Genomic DNA, 17,211 nt, shown 5'->3' on the forward strand with positions numbered 1-17,211 from the left:
TCAGCGCGATGCCGTGGTGGCGACGCTGTTGGTCAGCTCGCCTTTTTCCAGATGGACGAGCGATTTGGCTGCCTCGGCGGCATGGGCATCGTGCGTGACCATGATGATGGTCTTGCCGACGTCGGCATTGAGCCGCTGGAGCATCGTCAGGATCTCGGTGGCCGAGGTGCGGTCGAGGTCGCCAGTGGGTTCGTCCGCGACGATTAGCGTCGGGTCGGTGATCAGCGCCCGCGCGATGGCCACGCGTTGCTGCTGGCCGCCTGAGAGCTCGGAGGGGTAGTGATCCATCCGGTCGGCCAGATTGACCATGCGGAGCACTAGTTCCACACGCTCGCGCCGTTCGGCGCGCGACAGCCGGGTCAGCATCAGCGGCAGTTCCACGTTCTCGAACGCTGTCAGCACCGGCATCAGGTTATAGAACTGGAAGATGAAGCCGACATGGGCCGCTCGCCAGTCGGCCAGCGCGGACTCGGGCAGGTCGGAGATATCGACGCCGCCCACGATCAGCTCGCCGCTGTCGGGCCGGTCGATGCCGGCGATCAGGTTCAGCAGTGTGCTCTTGCCGGATCCGGAGGGTCCCATCAGCGCGATAAAGTCGCCTTCGGCAATATCGAGCGAGATATCGGACAGCACCGGCACGGTCTGGGCGCCGCGCTGATAAGACTTGGCCAGATGGCGGATCGAAACGAGGGGAGCGGCGGACATGATGGCGGTCACTTCCTTCCGGTCACTTCTTCGCCACGGAGACCTTGCTGCCGTCGCCCAGTTTCTCGGACGGCGCCAGCACCACCACATCGCCCGGCTTCACGCCCTGAACGGCCAGCAGTTCGCCGATCTTGCCGCCGCGCGTCACGGGCACCTGTTTTGCCCTGCCGTCCTGCACCAGGAACACCACGGGCTTGCCGTCGCGCTCGACCACGGCCGATGGCTGGATGGCCGTCAGAGGCTTGTTTTCGGCGGGGGCCACCGGCTTGGAGAGGAAGGCGATCTTGGCGCTCATGTCCGGCAGCACGCGCGGGTCGCGATCGACGAAGCGGATCTTGACCAGTACGGTCGCCTTTGACCGATCAACGGTCGGGACAATGCGTGACACGCGGCCCTCCTGGCGCAGGTTCGGCAGGGCGTCGAGCAGAACCTCGCAGGGCTGCTCGACCGTGATCTTCGCGATATTGGATTCCGCTACGTCCGCTTCCACTTCGAGCGTGGACATGTCGGCGATGGTCACGATCGCCCCCTTGGTGTCGGCGGCCGCCGAGAACGGGGTAATGTTGTCGCCGACGTTGGCGTGCTTGATCAGCACCACGCCGTCGAACGGCGCGCGGACCACGGTCTGCTCCACCGCCACTTCGGCGGCGCGGGCATTGGCCTTGGCCGAGGCGATCGACGCCTCCGAATTGCTGATCGACGCGCGCGCCTTGTTGTAGCGCGCCAGATCGGAATCGTATTGCTGTTGGGAAATCGCAGCCGGGGCAAGCAGTTCCTTCGAGCGGCGCAGATTGATATCGGCGTCACGCAGTTCGGCCTGCTGCAATGCCAGATTGGCTTCGGCTACCTGGACCTGGGCGCGCGCCTGCGCGGCCGACGCCTCGACGTCGCGGCTTTCGATTCGCGCGATGATCTCGTCCTTCTTGACGCGGGAGCCTTCCAGCACGCCAAGCCACTCCAGCCGGCCCTGCGCCTTCGACGCCACCGCCGCCTTGCGCTGCGGCACCACGTAGCCGGTAGCGTTGAGCAGCGTGAAGTTTTGCGACGGATATGCCGAAGTGACCGTCGCCGTTTCCACGGTCTGTGGCCCAGCCAGCTTCAGGCCGATACCGGCCAGCACGAGGATCACCACTGCAATGATCGCGTAGCGCAGCCAGGGACGGCGGCGGCGCTGGGCGGGCGCCATGGCGCTACGATCGATTTTCAGCTTGCTCAGGTCTGGATCAGCCAATTTAAGATGCGTCGCGAAAACGGACGAATGCCGAGAAAGGCCCCCAGTATAGCGAGTGGCAGTGGCCGGCAGGCGGCCCGTTACAAGGGTTGCAAAATGGCCGGTAGCCGGCCCGAATTTAGAGCAGCTTGCCCGGATTCATGATCCCGCTCGGATCGAACACCTGCTTGATGGCACGCATCAGGCGCAGTTCGAGCGGGTCCTTGAGCGCCAGGAACGACTCGCGCTTGAGCTGGCCGATGCCATGCTCGGCGCTGATGCTGCCATCGTAGCGGGCCACTTCTTCCAGCACGTCCTCGCTGACGGCCTTGCCCTCATTGAGCGCCCATTTCGGATCGGCACCAAGCGGACGTGACAGGTTGTAGTGCAGGTTGCCATCGCCGAAGTGGCCGAAGATAAAGGGCCGGACGCCCGGGTGACGCGCGGCCAGACGGGTTTCCATCGATGCCATGAAGTCCGGAATGGCTTCGATCGGCAGGGACACGTCGTGCTTCAGGTGCAGCCCGTCGGCACGCTGGGCCTCGGAGATTTCCTCGCGCAGACGCCACAGGCTCTGCAACTGCGCCAGTGAGGCCGAGACGGCGGCATCCAGGCACAGGCCCTGTTCGAGCGCATCGCCGATGACCGATTCGAGCAGGGCGTTGAGGACGTCCTCGGACGCTGTGTCCGCGATCTCGACCAGCACGTAGGCCGGATATCGTTCTGCAAACGGGGCATGAATGCCCTCGACATGGGTCAGCACCAGATCCAGGCAGGCACCGGTAAAGAACTCATAGGCCTGCAACCGTGCGCCGCAGCGCGCGAACAGCAGCGAGAACAGTTCCAGGGCTTGCTTGGGCGATTCCACGGCAGCCAGCACCACGGCGCGGGAATCGGCGCGCGGCAGCAGGCGCAGCGCGGCGGCGGTGATGATGCCGAGCGTGCCTTCCGAGCCGATCAGCAACTGCTTGAGGTCGTATCCGGTGTTGTCCTTGCGCAGCGTGCGCAGGCCGTGAAAGATCTCGCCGTTTGGCAGCACAGCCTCCACGCCGAGCACCAGTTCGCGCGTCATGCCATAGCGCACCACGTTGACGCCGCCAGCGTTGGTGGCCAGGTTGCCACCGATCTGGCAGGAGTCTTCGGCGGCCAGCGACAGCGGGAACAGGCGGTCGGCTTCCTCGGCGGCACGGCGCAGGTTGCCGAGAATGCAGCCGGCCTCGACCACCATTGTGTTGGCGATCGTGTCGATCGAGCGGATCTTGTCCATGCGATCGAGGCTGAGCACGACGTTGGTCTGGTTGCCGTCCGGAGCGGCGCCGCCACACAGGCCGGTATTGCCACCGCGCGGCACCACGGGCACACCAGCCTGTTGGCACAGTGCCAGCGCCTGCGCCACCTGTTCGGTTGTGCGCGGACGGATTACCGCCTGCGCCTGGCCCTTGTACAGGCCACGCCAGTCGGAGAGCCAGGGTGCCACATCGTCGGGCGCGGTGGTCACCACGTCGGGGCCCAGGGTTTCGGTCAGGCGTTGCGCGAAGTTCGTATCGGACATGATCTGCGGTCGGGAAAAGGCGGAGATAAGTAGAGGTTGAGCGGTAGAAGTTAAGCGGGCATCGGGCGAAATCGTCAGCGGGGCTGGCGCATGGGCAGGCCAAGCCGGGCGGCGGCGTTGCGTAGATGCGCGGCGGCGTGCAGGCGGGCCTGCGCGGCATCGCGGGCGCGAATCGCATCGAAGATCGCCACGTGCTCGGCATGGACCTGCGCGGGCAGGCCCGGCTGCCGGCTGGAATTCAGGCGCGCGGTGCGCACCGCCTGATGCAGTTGCAGCGTCATGTACTGCAGTAGCTGCAGGTAGTACTTGTTGTGCGTGGCCGTGGCGATGGCGATATGGAACTGGATATCGGGCTCCACGCCGTGATCGGCATCATCAAGCTGGGCCGCCAGCGCGTCGAGCAGGGCGCCCATGCGGGCAATGTCCTGCTCCGTCCGGTGCAACGCGGCCATGGCGGCAGCGGCGCTTTCCAGATCAAGGCGCAGCTCGAAGATATCGGCCAGATCGGTGCTATCGGCACCGCCGCTCAGACGGAAACCGCTGTCGCTGACGCGGGAACGCACAGTGCTGCCCAGACCCTGGCGGCTTTCGACCATCCCAAGCGACCGCAGATGCTCGGTCACCTCGCGAATCACGGCGGCGCTAACACCATAGCGCTCGGCCAGTTGCTTGCCGGTCGGCAGCCGGGCGCCAACGGGAAACGTGCCGTCGGCAATCTCGCCACGCAATTGCTGGATGACGCGCTCGGTCAGGGTGATGGGTCGGGTCTGCATGGGACGACACCTTACCCTTTTCTGGTTATATGAAAACCTAGGGTAAATACTTAATAACTCAGGTGTCGAGCGGGCTGGACCAACTGTTCCAACCCTACTTCTTCAATCGATACGCCAACTGCGGTCGCGTGATCCCCAGCATCCGCGCCGCCGACGAGAGGTTGCCGCGCGTCGTCGTCATCGCCAGTTGCATCAGCTTGGCTTCGATTTGCGGCAGGGACACCTGCTGGTTGAGCAGCTTTTCGATCAGCGCGTCGGCATCCTGGCTGGGCTCCTCGCTGCCGACCGCCTGCTGGCTGGCAAACAGATGGGCGACGTCGATCATCCCGGTGGCAGGTGCCAGCAAGACGCCACGCTCGATCATGTTTTCGAGTTCGCGGATATTGCCGGGCCACGGGTATTGCACCAGCGCATCGCGCGCCCGCGTAGTCAGGCCGCGCACCTGCTTCTGATACAGCGCGTTGAAGCGCTGGATGAATGACTGGGCGAGTTCGGGGATGTCTTCCCTGCGCTCGCGCAGGGCGGGGATCGAGATCGGATAGGTGCTGATCCGGTAGAACAGGTCAGCACGAAACTGGCCGTGCTTGATCGCCTGCGCCAGATTGACGTTGGTGGCGGCGATCAGGCGGACGTTGACCTTGCGCGCCTCCACGCCACCGAGCCGTTCCACTTCGTTGTTCTGCAGCACGCGCAGCAGCTTGACCTGCGCGGCAGGCGGCAGGTCGCCGATTTCGTCGAGGAACAGGGTGCCGCCATGCGCGCGTTCAAAGCGACCGGGGCGTGACTGCTGGGCGCCCGTGTAGGCGCCTTTTTCCACGCCGAACAGCTCGGATTCGATCAACTCGTGCGGGATCGCCGCGCAGTTGACCGCGACGAACGGCTGCTCGCCGCGCGGGCCGTGATCGTGCAGCCAGCGCGCGAACATTTCCTTGCCCGCACCGGTCTCGCCCGTCAGCAGCACGGTGATATGGCTGTCTGCCGCGGCGGAAAGCAGGTTGAAGGCTTCACGGAACGCCGGAGACTGGCCGATCAGGTTGCCCTGGTTCGCGCCACACAGCGTTTCGCGCAGTGTGCTGACTTCCTGCTGCAGGGTGAGCAGGTCGCTGATGACGGAGTCGGGTTCGAAGTACTTCAGGTACTCGGGGTCGTTCCACGTCTCGGCCGGCTTGCCGACGATGCGGCAGAGACTGTCGCCGCGCCGCTCGCATTCGGTTTCCTTGTAGATGACCAGCCGGTCCATGAACGTGCTGCTGTAGCCCGATGCGTAGCCAAGCTGCACCCAGCAGCCAGATTCCTCGCGGGGCAGGGACTCCATCACGGGCGCCTCGCCCTCCCATGAGTCCTGCCAGAGAAACTCGCCATAGAAGTGGCCGGTGTCGCGGTCGATTTCCAGGCGAACCGGGTCCACGCGCGTGACGCCTTCGAGCATGTGAAGCTGCGGCCCCCACAGGAAGGCATCGTTGGGCGAACTGGCCAGTTCTTCACTGCGCTCGCGCTTGACCATCTCGGCATCGCGCATGCCTTGCGCGTAGCCCATGCGGATCAGCAGCCCCTTGCCGCGCTCCACGCCGAGCGTATCGAGGATTTCCTTGCGCAGGTAGCTCAGCGCCTCGGTGTGCATCAGCACCATGCGCGACTGGCCAAGGCGGATCTGCGCAGCCTTGGCGTCGATGGTCAGTAGCGAAGCCAGTTCGAACGGCGGCTGCGCGGGGGGTGTTGTCATCCTCGTCACTCCAGATTCCGGCGGGCTTTCGAGCCTCGTTTTTGCGTAGCCTAGCACGGCATCCGGCGTTGCCGGAGCCCGGAAATCCCGCATCGAGAGCGTGTGCTGCAGCGCAGCGCGAGACGATTTGATCATTTGATCAAATCCGCCTGAATCACCTCATCAAATCATCAAGCAGGTTGGCAGGCCCGAATGCGGCCGATTGGCCGCGAGCCCTTGCGCCACAACGGTCTGCATCGCCTGGCACGCCATTCGCTATAGATCTCCCACCTGAAATCACGAGACAACGCACACGCACCGCGATGTGCGGCGCACCAGGAGCGAGACATGCCACATCCCCATCAGGCACTTCAAGGTCACTGGCATCACCATGCCCCGCGCTACGTGCGCGTGACTGGGCGCAGCGAGCGCTGGGTGGAGTTCGAGTTCTCGATCGGCGATCCACAGATCTACGTGGAACTGGTCATGCCGCCCGAGCAGTTCCAGTCGTTCTGCGCCGAGCAGCGGGCCGAACTGCTGCAGTGATACCCAAAAATGCCCCCACTCGACATCCGAGGAGACAACCACCATGCAAATCGATATCCGGACTGACGCCAGCGTCACGCCGATCCGGCAGACCTTCGCGCATATCGCGCGCCGGCTCGGCGCCGACAAGCCAGCCACGCGCTATCAGGAGGCGATGTACGACCTGCAGCCGGTCACGAGCTTCCACTACCGGCCGCTATGGCAGCCGCAGTACGAGCTGTACGACGCCCGGCGCACCCGCGTGGTGATGCAGGACTGGTATGCGCTGAAGGACCCGCGCCAGTACTTCTACGGCGGCTACGTCAATGCGCGCGCCCGTCAGCAGGAGACGATGGAGAAGAACCTTGAGTTCGTGGACAAGCGCGGGCTGCTGAGCCGGTTGCCCGACGATGCGCGCGAGCTGCTCACGCTGGGCGTGGTACCGCTGCGCCACGTCGAATGGGCGGCCAACATGAACAACGCATCGATTACCGCCTACGGTTTCGGATCGGCCATCACGCAGGCCGCGATGTATCACACGATGGACCGCCTGGGTATCGCGCAGTACCTGACCCGCATCGGGCTGCTGATCGGCGACAAGGCCGCCGTGGACCAGGCCCGCGCCGCCTGGATGGAAGACATGGCCTGGCAGCCGCTGCGGCACGCGGCGGAGGACCTGCTGGTGCGTGATGACTGGTTCGAGCAGCACGTGGCGCAGAACCTGGTGCTCGATGGCCTGATCTATCCGCTGGTCTACCAGCAGTTCGACGCCCGCCTGGCCGCAACCGGGCCCGCGTTCTCGCTCGTGACCGATTTCATGTCCGCCTGGTACGCCGAGACCACGCGCTGGGTCGATGCCACCGTGAAAACGGCCGCACAGGAAAGCCCGGAGAACGCGGCGGTCATCGCTGGGTTTGCCTTTGGCTGGCTCGATCGCTTCACGCACGCGCTGCGCCCGCTGGCGCACCGGCTGTTCGGCGAGGATGCCGAGTCCGAACTGGCCAATGCCGTCGAAGCGCTGGGCAAGCGCCTGAGCGGCCTGGGCCTGGCACGTCAATGACGGAGACAACCATGAGCGACGCCATCGTATTCATCGCCCTCCAGACCAACGACGACATGCGCCCGGTGATCGAGGCGATCGAAGCCGACAACCCGCACGCCACCGTCAACCACTACCCGGCGATGGTCAAGATCGACGCACCGGGGCGGCTGGAGATCCGCCGCGCCAGCGTGGAGGAGCGCATCGGCCGCCCCTGGGACGTGCAGGAGCTACAGCTTGGCCTGATCTCCCTTGCCGGAAACATCGACGAAACCGAAGACCAGTTCGTACTGGCGTGGCGCTGAGCCAGAACCCCAAGACAGGAGACAAACCATGACAACCGCCACTGCCATCGCCTCCGCCGCCCGCGCGGCGACCCGTCCGAAGCTCTCGCTCAAGGAGAAGTACGCGGTACTGACCCGCGACCTCGGTTGGGAGACCACGTACCAGCCGATGGACAAGGTGTTTCCGCACGACAAGTTCGAAGGCATCGTGATCCATGACTGGGACGGCTGGGAAGACCCGTTCCGCCTGACGATGGATGCGTACTGGAAGTTCCAGTCCGAGAAGGAGCGCAAGCTCTACGCGATCATCGACGCGTTCCAGCAGAACAATGGCCAGCTCAACGTGACCGACGCCCGCTACGTCAACGCGTTGAAGCTGTTCCTGACCGGGGTGTCGCCGCTGGAGTACGCGGCGCACCGTGGCTTCGCCATGGCGGGCCGTAATCTGCGCGGCGTGGGCGCGCGCGTGGCATGCCAGATGCAATCGATCGACGAACTGCGGCACTGCCAGACCCAGATCCACACGATCAGCCACTACAACAAGTTCTTCAACGGGTTTGCCGACTGGCGCCATCTGCACGACCGGCTCTGGTACCTGTCCGTGCCGAAGTCGTATTTCGAGGATGCGATGACCGCCGGGCCGTTCGAGTTCATCACGGCGATCTCGTTCTCGTTCGAATACGTGCTGACCAACCTGCTGTTCATGCCGTTTATGTCCGGTGCCGCCTACAACGGGGACATGGCCACGGTGACGTTCGGCTTCTCGGCGCAGTCCGACGAGTCGCGCCACATGACGCTGGGCCTGGAAGTGGTCAAGTTCATGCTCGAGCAGGACCCCGCCAACCGACCGATCATCCAGAAGTGGATCGACAAGTGGTTCTGGCGCGGCTACCGGCTGCTGACGCTGGTGGCGATGATGATGGACTACATGTGCCCCAAGCGCGTGATGAGCTGGAAAGAGGCGTGGGAGATCTACTTCGAGCAGAACGGCGGGGCGCTGTTTGCCGATCTGGCGCGCTATGGCATCCGGATGCCGAAGTATCACGAGCAGGCCGCCAAGGAAAAGGATCACCTGTCGCACATCGCATGGTCGATCTTCTACAACTTCAACCACGCCGCGGCCATCCACACGTGGGTGCCCGAGCCGCACGAAATGGACTGGCTGGCGCAGAAGTATCCCGACAGCTTCGACGCGCATTACCGGCCGCGCTTCGACTACTGGAAGCAGCAGCAGGAGGCCGGCCAGCGTTGGACCAACCCGGGCCTGCCGATGCTGTGCCAGGTGTGCCAGATCCCGATGGCCTTTACCGAACCCGACGACCCGACGCAGATTTGCTATCGCCATGCGGAGCACAACGGCGAGCACTACCACTTCTGCTCGGATGGCTGCCGCGACATATTCCAGGGCGAGCCCGAGAAGTACGTGCAGGCATGGCTGCCGGTGCATCAGATCTTCCAGGGCAACTGCGGCGGCCCGACGCTGCCTGAAGTGCTCGACTGGTACCACCTGAAGCCCGAGGATCGCGGCGACTACGCCGATTCGCCCGACCGCGCGAACTGGGAGCGCTGGACCGGGCAAGGCAACAACCGTTCGTGAACAAGGAGACCAGATCATGCCAGTCATCGCATTGGAACCGGGCTACACCGGCGAGGTCCGCGACCGGATCGAAAACTTCCACGGCAACCAGCTCGTGTACTTCGGCTGGGACCAGCACCGGCTGTTCTGCAGCCCATTCACGTTGCCGCTGCCGCCTGACATGCCGTTCGGCGCGTTGGTCTCCGACGTCATCGTGCCGCTGCTGGGTGCCCACCCGGAAGGCGCCCGGATCGACTGGGCGCAAGTGCAGTGGTTGCGCGGCGATACGCCATTCACGCCGGATGCGGCCGCAAGCCTGGTCGACAACGGGCTTGGCCACAAGTCGCTGCTGCGCCTGCGTACCCCCGGCCTGCCGGGCATCGCCGGCTCGGCCAACTGAACTTGCTGCAGGAGGTTGCCATGACCTATCAGCTCACCATCGAACCGCTCGGCCAGACCATCGACATTGCCGAAGGACAGACCGTGCTTGACGCCTGCCTGCGCGCCGGCGTGTGGCTGCCCCATGCCTGCGGGCATGGTCTGTGCGGGACCTGCAAGGTGCAGACGGTGGACGGCGAGATCGAGCACGGCGAAGCATCGCCGTTCGCGCTGATGGACTTCGAGCGCGAGGAGGCCAAGTGTCTGGCCTGCTGCGCCACGCCGATGTCCGACCTGACGATCGAGGCCGACATCGATCCCGAGCCCGACGCGCAGTTCCTGCCGTTGATGGACTTCACCGCCGAAGTCACGCGCATCGAAGCGTTGACGCCCACCATCAAGGGCGTGTTCCTGCGTGTGGAGGGTGTGGAAGGGGGCGCTGCGCTGCGTTTCCAGCCGGGCCAGTACGTCAACGTATGGATCGGCAAGGAAGCCACCCCGCGCGCCTTCTCGATCGCGTCGGCGCCGTCGGCGGGCGAGATCGAACTGAATATCCGGCTGGTGCCGGGCGGCAGCGCCACAACCTACGTGCACGAGCAACTTGCCGTGGGCGAGCGCCTGCAGCTATCGGGGCCGCTCGGGCGCTTCTTCGTACGCAAGAGCGATCCGCGCCCGCTGGTGTTCATGGCTGGCGGGTCGGGATTGTCGAGCCCGCGTTCGATGATCCTCGACCTGCTGGAGTCCGGCGACCAGCGCCAGATCGTGCTCGTGCATGGCGCACGGACCGCTGACGAACTGTATTACCGCGAGGCCTTCGAAGCGCTGGCCACCCGGCACGACAACTTCACCTATGTGCCCGTGCTGTCGGCCGAGGCGCAAGGCAGTGCATGGGCCGGCGAGCGCGGCTATGTGCACGAGGCCGCCGGGAGTCATTTCGGCTACGACTTCCGTGGCTGGCGGGCCTATCTGTGCGGGCCACCGCCGATGATCGAGTCGTGCATCGCCGCCCTGATGCAGGGGCGCTTGTTCGAGAAAGACATCTTCACCGAGAAGTTCCTGTCGGCGGCAGACGCCAGCCAGGCCACCCGCAGTCCGCTGTTCCGCTCACTCTGAAGCATTCCCACCACAAAGGAGACAACCATGGACAAGATCCAGATCGACACCGTACTGAACCGCATCGAGGAAGCCACCGGCCAGCACGCCAATCCGCGCATCGCGGCCATCGTGCATCGGATGGTGCGCGACCTGTTCCACATGATCGAGGACCTGGATATCCAGCCCGAGGAATTCTGGTCCGGCCTCAATTTTCTGGCAGAAGCCGGTCGCTCGGGCGAGCTGGGCCTGATCGCGCCGGGGCTCGGGTTCGATCACTTTCTGGACCTGCGCATGGACGAGGCCGAAAGCCAGGCAGGCATTGCCGGTGGCACGCCCCGCACGATCGAAGGCCCGCTCTACGTGGCAGGCGCGCCGGTGGCGCAGGGCGAGGCGCGCCTGGACGACGGTACGGGCGAGGGCGAAGTGCTGGTGATGGAAGGGCAGGTCAAGGACGGCGCGGGGCAGCCGCTGGCCAATGCCGTGGTCGAGGTCTGGCACGCCAATGCACTCGGCAACTACTCGTACTTCGACCCGACGCAGAGCGCGTTCAATCTGCGTCGCAGTATCGTGACCGATGGCGAGGGCCGCTACCGCTTCCGCAGCATCATGCCGGTGGGCTACAGCGTGCCGCCGAATGGGGCAACGGACCGTCTGCTCAAGCAGCTCGACCGCCACGGCACCCGCCCGGCGCATATCCATTTCTTCGTCTCGGCACCGGGCCATCGCAAGCTGACCACGCAGATCAACATCGATGGCGATCCGTACCTGTGGGATGACTTCGCTTTTGCCACGCGCGAAGGGTTGGTACCGCCGATCACGCGCGTGAGCGATGCGGCGGCAATGGCCGCGCTTGGCGTGGACAAGCCGTTTGCGTCGATCCGCTTCGACTTCACGCTTCACGCGGACCAGGCAGATGCTCCGCAGGCCGAGGTCGCGCGACAGCGGGCATCGGTGGAGGCCTGAGCGTCGTTGTCTGGAGAGGGTCGCCCTGGATACCCGGGTTTCGGGGCGGCCCTCGCCGCGCTCTGGCTTTAGCGTTGCAGGACCAGATTGGTCCAATGCACGTCGGTGCGATCCATCAGGCCGCTGCGCTGGCTGCAATGCGCGCTGCGCAGGCCATATGGCTCCGCCAGTGCGATGGTCTCGGCGGCCGATACGTCGAACATGCGCCGGCCGGCCGGCACCGGGCCGTGTCGCAGGGACAGGAACACCAGGCCGTGGCCGGCCAGCAGCGCGTCGACGGCACCCATTGCCTGGGCGCGTTCGTCGGCATCGAGGTGCATCCACACGGCGGTCAGCATGATCACGTCAAAGCGCGTCGGCCGTTCGCGCAGCCTGGCCAGCGCGGGCAGGGCGTCGTCGAGCCAGTCGATATCCACATCCGCGTGCAGCTTGCGGCCAGCCTCGCGTAGTTCTGCGGTCGGTTCCACCGCCACGACGTGATGGCCGCGCCGTGCCAGGGCGGCGGCATCGCGCCCGGTGCCCGCGCCGACATCGACAATCCGGGCCGGCGGCGCCGGCAACAGGTGGAGCACGTCGCGATGGACATCCTCGAACGTGATGCTTTCGTACTGGACGACGAGGGTGCTGGCCTGCTCGCCATAGCCGGCCGTGCTTGTCTTGGGCATGGTCAGAGTTTTCCTTCAAGCGACTTCCGTTCGCGCCACATCTCCTGCACGAACGGGTCGGTGATGCCGTACAGGCCGTGCCCTTTGCGCATGATCAGGTTGCTTGCCATCAGTTCGTTGACCACCGGCTGTGCTTCCTCGACCTTCACTTCCCGGCCTATGGCCAAGGAGTACGCCGCGGCCGCGTCGGCCGAGAACAAACCCCGTGCGTCGCCTTGCGTGGTGGCAATGCGGTCGAAGATCGCGGTTGCCAGGCCGCCAAGTTGTTCGAGCTTCATCAGTTCCACGTCGGCAGCCGCCGAACGCAGCGTGTTGGCGATGGTCGGCAGGTGCTCGTCGGGGTTGCTGTCCGCTGGCAGGTGGAAATGCAATTGCCGCAACGCCCGGATCATCTCCTCGGGCCGATGGCCAAGCGCCTGGAACGCCTTGATGGCGACATCGCGCGAGGGCAGGGCCGTAAAGCCCTCGGAGGACAGGCGCGCCAGCAGATAGTCGATATATTCCTGGTCGAGCACCGGGTAGGCGACGGACGTGGCGCCGGCGAAAGCCTGGTTGCGCCGCGCGGTCAGTTCGCCCACCAGCGCGCGATGCGAGCCGGTTCCCACGAACAGGAAATGCCCTGTGGTGTCGGGGCGGGGATTGATGGCATCCCGTGCGGCCTTGAGCGCCAGCAGCATTTGATTGCCTTCGTCCGAGGTGATGGCGTGCTGCACTTCGTCGACGATCAGCACGACATCGGCGCCGGCCTGATCGACGACTTCTTTCAGCGCCTGGGCCAGCGTCGCGCCGCCAGCCTCGCCGAGGGTGTCGAGCTTGAAGCTGAACTTGAAGCCGAAGGCGGCGATGTCGGCACTGGCCAGACGCTTGAGCTTGCGAAGGATCGTGGAAGACGGGGACTCCAGCTCGGTCAGTGTTTTCTTGACGGCTTCCAGGATCAGCCGGGCGGGGCTGCGCTGCGTGTCGCTCCACAGGTCCACATAGATCACGATCGCGCCAAGGTCTTCGAGCGCGGGAATCAGGTCGTTGATTAAAAACGTGGTCTTGCCCGTGCGGCGCAGGCCGGAAAGGAACAGGCCCGAGCGCAGGCCCTCGTCCAGTACCCCGGGTTGCAGGAGTTGCCTGGCCATCTGTTTGGCGAGTTCCGGCCGTTGGTAGATGTTGCTCATCGGGCGCGTGATGTGAATTAGCGTGAATTATTCAAATGAAATAATTATACGTATTTCATAAACTACAGTAAAAGTCGGCAGGCCGGCGTGCAAAAGCGATGGAAAGTGGCATGATTGCCACTTTCTCTGTCACGCCAATGTATCGGCATGGAGCGCCTCCCATGGTACTTTCGCCAGCCATTCCCATTCTCCGGATCTTCTCGGTCGAGAAAGCCAGGGAGTTCTACCTCGACTTCCTTGGCTTCCAGGTCGACTGGGAGCACCGCTTCGAGCCGGACCTTCCGCTTTACATGCAGGTCAGGCGCTCCGGGCTGACACTGCACCTCAGCGAGCATCATGGTGATGCCACGCCCGGGTCCGCTGTATTCATTCCGGTGGAGGACATCGACGCGCTGCAGCGCGAACTGATCGCCAAACAGTACGGATACGCGCGGCCCGGCGTAGAGGCAGTGGGCTGGGGCCGCGAAATGCAGGTGGCCGACCCGTTCGGGAACCGCCTGCGGTTCTGCGAGTTCACCAAGGATTAAGACCGGGATCAGGACAGGGACTAGGCCAGGGACTAGGCCAGGGACTAGGCCACAGCCGCGCCGACGGCTGCCGGCTCGGGAGGTGTGTCGGACATCTTCACTTCGTTTAGTGACCCGCTCGCCTTGGCGATGGCCCGGGACAGCCGTGCCACTTCATTGAGCTGTTCGATCATGTCGTTGGCAAGCCGGAAGTTGATCGCGTCCACGGCGCTCCGCAACGGCAGGGCGCTCATGATGGCCTGCCGCGCGACGCCGGCCTGCGCTTCGATTTCCGGCTTGGCATTGACGATGCGCGTGGCGACTTCGGTGTCCGGATGCGCGATCGTCTCCACCGCCAGCGCCAGGTATTCGGACACCATCGCCGCAAAGCCCGCCGACTCCGGGTTACGTAGCGATGCCGCATCCGCGCCATGCGAAAGCCGTCGTTGGCTCAGCGCCAGCATGCTGGTGGTGGCAACCTCGCGAATGGCGTCGAGGCACGTGGCGATCCGCGCCAGATCCACAAGCTGATGGCCTTCATCATCGTTGTGAACCGCGTCCGACAGGTGTCCGATATAGGTCAGGATGGCCGTGCTCAGCGAATCGGCAGCTTTGTCCTGGTCGGTCAGCGTGACGAGTTCCTGCGAATCGCCTTCCACGACCAGCGCGGCGCTGTGTTCGACCAGTTCCTGGACCTGCTTGCCCAGCGATACCAGTTCAAGCTGCACACGGGGGATGGCCAGCGCCGGCATCCCGGCCAGCGTGTCGTCCAGGAATCGCGGCAGGCCAGGGTCTTGCCAGCCTTCACGCGCCGGTGGCGCCAGCCGTTGGGCGAGCTTGCCGATGGGTCCGGTGAACCAGATCAGCACGGCGGTGCTTAACACGCTAAATACGGTATGGGCGTTGGCGGCCTGTCGCGGGGTTTCGGCGGCCAGGCGGGCGGCGCCGGTCAACTCCGGCGAGGACGGAGAGATTTCGCGGATGAAGTCCGCGAACTGCGGAATGATAAAGACGAGGAACAGCACGCCGAGCACATTGAACAGCAGATGGACGATGCCCACCTGGGCCGCCTCGGCCGATTTGCCGATCGACGCGAGCAGCGCCGTGCCGCAAGTGCCCACGTTGGCGCCCAGTATCAGCGCAATGCCCGATTCGAGCGGAATCAGTCCCTGGCTACCCAGCGCAATGACGATGGCCAGCGTGGCCGCCGAGCTTTGCACGACGGCCGTGAAGACCGCGCCGATCAGAATGCCGATCCACGGATTGCGCATTTCCTGCATCGCCGTGATGAACGGCTGGAAATTACGCAGCGGGCGCGTGGCATCGCCCATGAATTCGATACCGAGGAACAGCAGGCCGAGCCCGAGTACCACGCCGCCAAGCTGCTGCAGCAGCTCGCGCTTGGCAAAACCTTGCAGCAGGAAGCCGCCAGCCAGCATGAACGGCGTGATCGCCGAAATGTTGAAAGCGATGATCTGCGCGGTCAGCGTCGAGCCAATATTGGCACCCATGATCACCGGGATCGATTGCTGAAGCGTCATCAGCCCGGCGGAGACAAAGCCCACCAGCAGTACCGTGGTGATCGTAGAGGAGTTCAGCAGGGCTGTGATGCCCGCGCCGGCCAGCACGCCGCGAAAGCGGTTGGCGGTCAGGGTACCCAGCAGCGATTGCAGCCGCGCGCCGGCAATCGCCTTGAGACCACGGGTCATCAGATCCAGACCGAACAGGAACAGGGCCAGGCCGCCGACGAGCAGGCCAGTGATCTCGATCAGATTCAGATTCAAACCATTGAGCATGGGCAGCTTTGGGCAATGGGTCTACGCAAGCCAGCGACCGTGCCATTGTACGAGTTTCCGATACCATTTCACGCCATTGTTTTTTTTGCCTTCACCATGAAAATTTTCGCGTTCTCCCGCCTTCGAACCGTTACCGCCGCCTTGGCGCTTTGCACGGCCAGCGCCCATGCCGCGGGTGACGGCGTGCCCGTCGCGGAGGATCGTCTGGCACGGCTGGTGGCAGATACCGTCCGACCCGTCATGGCGCAGTACGAGGTACCCGGCATGGCCGTGGCTGTAACAGTCCGCGGCAAGTCCCAGGTCTTCAACTTCGGCCTGGCATCGAAGGCGGACGCCACCCCGGTCACCGAACACACGTTGTTCGAGATCGGGTCGGTCAGCAAGACGTTTACGGCGACGCTGGCTTCGTACGCGGCGCAGCGTGGCGCCATATCGCTCTCGGACAAGGCTAGCCAGTACCTGCCCGGACTGGCGGGTAGCAGCCTCGATGCGATCAGCCTGCTGGAACTCGGGACGTACACGGCAGGCGGGCTGCCGTTGCAGTTCCCCGATGCAGTGACCACCTCCGCCCAGATGCTGGCCTACTTCAAGGACTGGAAGCCGACGTACGCGGCTGGCACGCATCGGCAGTACTCGAACCCGAGCATCGGCCTGTTCGGTTATCTGGCCGCGCGGAGCCTGGGAGAGCCGTTCGATAACCTGATGGAGCACCGCATCTTTCCGGGCCTGGGCCTGAAGCACTCATTCATCCGGGTGCCGCAGTCCCGCATGGGCGACTATGCCTATGGCTACAAGGACGGCAAGCCGATCCGCGTGAACCCCGGCGTGTTTGACTCGGAAGCCTATGGCGTGAAGACCACGGCGGCCGACATGATTCGGTTCGTCGAAGCCAATATGGATGGCGCGCGGCTGGAGCCGACGTTGCAGCGGGCGGTTACCGGTACACACACCGGCTACTTCCGCGTTGGCCCCATGACCCAGGGCCTGGGCTGGGAAATGTACGCCTGGCCAACCTCGCTCGAGGATCTGCTGACGGGCAACGCTGCCGGGATGCTGGAGCCGAAGGAAGTCGCACGGCTGGCGCCGCCGCAGCCGCCCAGGGCCGACATGTTGATCAATAAGACCGGCTCCACCAACGGCTTCGGCGCCTATGTGGTGTTCGTCCCGGTTCGTCAGATCGGCGTGGTAATGCTGGCGAACAGCAATCTGCCGATCCCGGAGCGCGTGCGGGCGGCGTACCAGATCCTGAAGGCGCTGGACGCGCAGTAGGCCCCGG

Annotated in this window: 17 protein-coding genes; 9 read left to right on the forward strand and 8 right to left on the reverse strand. The window is 64.5% G+C overall.

All coding sequences use genetic code 11. The annotated features are described in order from the left end of the window. The 5 genes from B2246_RS19895 to B2246_RS19915 all read right to left on the reverse strand — a co-directional run bounded on the left by B2246_RS19895 (position 1) and on the right by B2246_RS19915 (position 5,963). A complete protein-coding gene (locus tag B2246_RS19895; RefSeq protein WP_011516521.1) occupies positions 1-705 on the reverse strand; it encodes an ABC transporter ATP-binding protein in 705 nt (234 codons plus the stop codon). A 22-nt stretch (positions 706-727) separates the two neighbouring features. Continuing rightward, positions 728-1,936 carry an efflux RND transporter periplasmic adaptor subunit gene (locus tag B2246_RS19900; RefSeq protein WP_008651741.1) on the reverse strand — a complete coding sequence of 403 codons (1,209 nt, stop codon included), beginning with the start codon at positions 1,934-1,936 and terminating at the stop codon, positions 728-730. Between the two features lie 118 nt (positions 1,937-2,054). Continuing rightward, positions 2,055-3,467 carry an FAD-binding oxidoreductase gene (locus B2246_RS19905; protein ID WP_008651742.1) on the reverse strand — a complete coding sequence of 471 codons (1,413 nt, stop codon included), beginning with the start codon at positions 3,465-3,467 and terminating at the stop codon, positions 2,055-2,057. Positions 3,468-3,541: 74 nt separating this feature from the next. Beyond that, complete coding sequence (locus B2246_RS19910; RefSeq protein ID WP_286880600.1) at positions 3,542-4,240, reverse strand: FadR/GntR family transcriptional regulator; 699 nt, start codon at positions 4,238-4,240, stop codon at positions 3,542-3,544. Between the two features lie 94 nt (positions 4,241-4,334). Then, positions 4,335-5,963: a sigma-54-dependent Fis family transcriptional regulator gene (locus B2246_RS19915; protein ID WP_008643956.1), complete on the reverse strand. Its 1,629-nt coding sequence runs from the start codon at positions 5,961-5,963 to the stop codon at positions 4,335-4,337. Between the two features lie 327 nt (positions 5,964-6,290). Between B2246_RS19915 and B2246_RS19920 the strand changes: the two genes are divergently transcribed. Genes B2246_RS19920 through catA form a run of 7 tightly spaced genes read left to right on the forward strand, consistent with a single transcriptional unit; the run spans position 6,291 to position 11,802 of the window. Beyond that, the gene (locus tag B2246_RS19920; RefSeq protein WP_051705356.1) at positions 6,291-6,488 is read left to right on the forward strand and encodes a phenol hydroxylase subunit; all 198 of its coding nucleotides are present in this window, start codon (positions 6,291-6,293) and stop codon (positions 6,486-6,488) included. 43 nt (positions 6,489-6,531) lie between these two features. After that, complete coding sequence (locus B2246_RS19925; RefSeq protein ID WP_286880601.1) at positions 6,532-7,527, forward strand: aromatic/alkene monooxygenase hydroxylase subunit beta; 996 nt, start codon at positions 6,532-6,534, stop codon at positions 7,525-7,527. An 11-nt stretch (positions 7,528-7,538) separates the two neighbouring features. Then, positions 7,539-7,811: an MmoB/DmpM family protein gene (locus B2246_RS19930; RefSeq protein ID WP_008643953.1), complete on the forward strand. Its 273-nt coding sequence runs from the start codon at positions 7,539-7,541 to the stop codon at positions 7,809-7,811. A gap of 28 nt (positions 7,812-7,839) precedes the next feature. Continuing rightward, positions 7,840-9,387 (forward strand): aromatic/alkene/methane monooxygenase hydroxylase/oxygenase subunit alpha, encoded by a 1,548-nt coding sequence (locus B2246_RS19935; protein ID WP_035882378.1) that lies wholly within the window; start codon positions 7,840-7,842, stop codon positions 9,385-9,387. 16 nt (positions 9,388-9,403) lie between these two features. After that, the gene (locus B2246_RS19940; RefSeq protein WP_008643948.1) at positions 9,404-9,766 is read left to right on the forward strand and encodes a phenol hydroxylase subunit P4; all 363 of its coding nucleotides are present in this window, start codon (positions 9,404-9,406) and stop codon (positions 9,764-9,766) included. 20 nt (positions 9,767-9,786) lie between these two features. Continuing rightward, on the forward strand, positions 9,787-10,857 hold the full coding sequence (locus B2246_RS19945; protein ID WP_186426534.1) for an NADH:ubiquinone reductase (Na(+)-transporting) subunit F: 1,071 nt from the start codon (positions 9,787-9,789) through the stop codon (positions 10,855-10,857). A gap of 27 nt (positions 10,858-10,884) precedes the next feature. Beyond that, positions 10,885-11,802 (forward strand): catechol 1,2-dioxygenase, encoded by a 918-nt coding sequence (catA, locus tag B2246_RS19950; RefSeq protein ID WP_286880603.1) that lies wholly within the window; start codon positions 10,885-10,887, stop codon positions 11,800-11,802. 68 nt (positions 11,803-11,870) lie between these two features. Here catA and B2246_RS19955 read toward each other — a convergent pair whose 3' ends face one another. Then, positions 11,871-12,467 (reverse strand): class I SAM-dependent methyltransferase, encoded by a 597-nt coding sequence (locus tag B2246_RS19955; RefSeq protein WP_286880604.1) that lies wholly within the window; start codon positions 12,465-12,467, stop codon positions 11,871-11,873. Positions 12,468-12,469: 2 nt separating this feature from the next. Further along, positions 12,470-13,633, reverse strand: coding sequence for an AAA family ATPase (locus B2246_RS19960; RefSeq protein ID WP_008643942.1), 1,164 nt, complete (start codon positions 13,631-13,633; stop codon positions 12,470-12,472). 161 nt (positions 13,634-13,794) lie between these two features. On the opposite strand from B2246_RS19960, the gene B2246_RS19965 reads away from it, so the two are divergent. Continuing rightward, positions 13,795-14,160, forward strand: a complete 366-nt coding sequence (locus B2246_RS19965) for a glyoxalase superfamily protein (RefSeq protein WP_029307866.1) — start codon at positions 13,795-13,797, stop codon at positions 14,158-14,160. Positions 14,161-14,204: 44 nt separating this feature from the next. On the opposite strand, the gene B2246_RS19970 is transcribed toward B2246_RS19965, so the two are convergent. Continuing rightward, on the reverse strand, positions 14,205-15,935 hold the full coding sequence (locus B2246_RS19970; RefSeq protein WP_008643937.1) for a Na/Pi cotransporter family protein: 1,731 nt from the start codon (positions 15,933-15,935) through the stop codon (positions 14,205-14,207). A 96-nt stretch (positions 15,936-16,031) separates the two neighbouring features. Here B2246_RS19970 and ampC point away from each other — a divergent pair, with 96 nt between their 5' ends. After that, positions 16,032-17,204, forward strand: coding sequence for a class C beta-lactamase (gene ampC / locus B2246_RS19975; protein ID WP_286880605.1), 1,173 nt, complete (start codon positions 16,032-16,034; stop codon positions 17,202-17,204). Positions 17,205-17,211 lie beyond the last annotated feature (7 nt).

The sequence above is a fragment of the Cupriavidus sp. UBA2010 genome (genome assembly GCF_002335265.1).
Lineage (GTDB): Bacteria > Pseudomonadota > Gammaproteobacteria > Burkholderiales > Burkholderiaceae > Cupriavidus > Cupriavidus metallidurans.

What these genes read in the sequence shown, in the direction of transcription:
- B2246_RS19895 (WP_011516521.1), bottom strand. Translation starts at nt 705, where the DNA reads ATGTCCGCCGCTCCCCTCGTTTCGATCCGCCATCTGGCCAAGTCTTAT.
- B2246_RS19905 (WP_008651742.1), bottom strand. Translation starts at nt 3,467, where the DNA reads ATGTCCGATACGAACTTCGCGCAACGCCTGACCGAAACCCTGGGCCCC.
- B2246_RS19910 (WP_286880600.1), bottom strand. Translation starts at nt 4,240, where the DNA reads ATGCAGACCCGACCCATCACCCTGACCGAGCGCGTCATCCAGCAATTG.
- B2246_RS19915 (WP_008643956.1), bottom strand. Translation starts at nt 5,963, where the DNA reads ATGACAACACCCCCCGCGCAGCCGCCGTTCGAACTGGCTTCGCTACTG.
- B2246_RS19920 (WP_051705356.1), top strand. Translation starts at nt 6,291, where the DNA reads ATGCCACATCCCCATCAGGCACTTCAAGGTCACTGGCATCACCATGCC.
- B2246_RS19925 (WP_286880601.1), top strand. Translation starts at nt 6,532, where the DNA reads ATGCAAATCGATATCCGGACTGACGCCAGCGTCACGCCGATCCGGCAG.
- B2246_RS19930 (WP_008643953.1), top strand. Translation starts at nt 7,539, where the DNA reads ATGAGCGACGCCATCGTATTCATCGCCCTCCAGACCAACGACGACATG.
- B2246_RS19935 (WP_035882378.1), top strand. Translation starts at nt 7,840, where the DNA reads ATGACAACCGCCACTGCCATCGCCTCCGCCGCCCGCGCGGCGACCCGT.
- B2246_RS19940 (WP_008643948.1), top strand. Translation starts at nt 9,404, where the DNA reads ATGCCAGTCATCGCATTGGAACCGGGCTACACCGGCGAGGTCCGCGAC.
- B2246_RS19945 (WP_186426534.1), top strand. Translation starts at nt 9,787, where the DNA reads ATGACCTATCAGCTCACCATCGAACCGCTCGGCCAGACCATCGACATT.
- catA (WP_286880603.1), top strand. Translation starts at nt 10,885, where the DNA reads ATGGACAAGATCCAGATCGACACCGTACTGAACCGCATCGAGGAAGCC.
- B2246_RS19955 (WP_286880604.1), bottom strand. Translation starts at nt 12,467, where the DNA reads ATGCCCAAGACAAGCACGGCCGGCTATGGCGAGCAGGCCAGCACCCTC.
- B2246_RS19960 (WP_008643942.1), bottom strand. Translation starts at nt 13,633, where the DNA reads ATGAGCAACATCTACCAACGGCCGGAACTCGCCAAACAGATGGCCAGG.
- B2246_RS19965 (WP_029307866.1), top strand. Translation starts at nt 13,795, where the DNA reads ATGGTACTTTCGCCAGCCATTCCCATTCTCCGGATCTTCTCGGTCGAG.
- B2246_RS19970 (WP_008643937.1), bottom strand. Translation starts at nt 15,935, where the DNA reads ATGCTCAATGGTTTGAATCTGAATCTGATCGAGATCACTGGCCTGCTC.
- ampC (WP_286880605.1), top strand. Translation starts at nt 16,032, where the DNA reads ATGAAAATTTTCGCGTTCTCCCGCCTTCGAACCGTTACCGCCGCCTTG.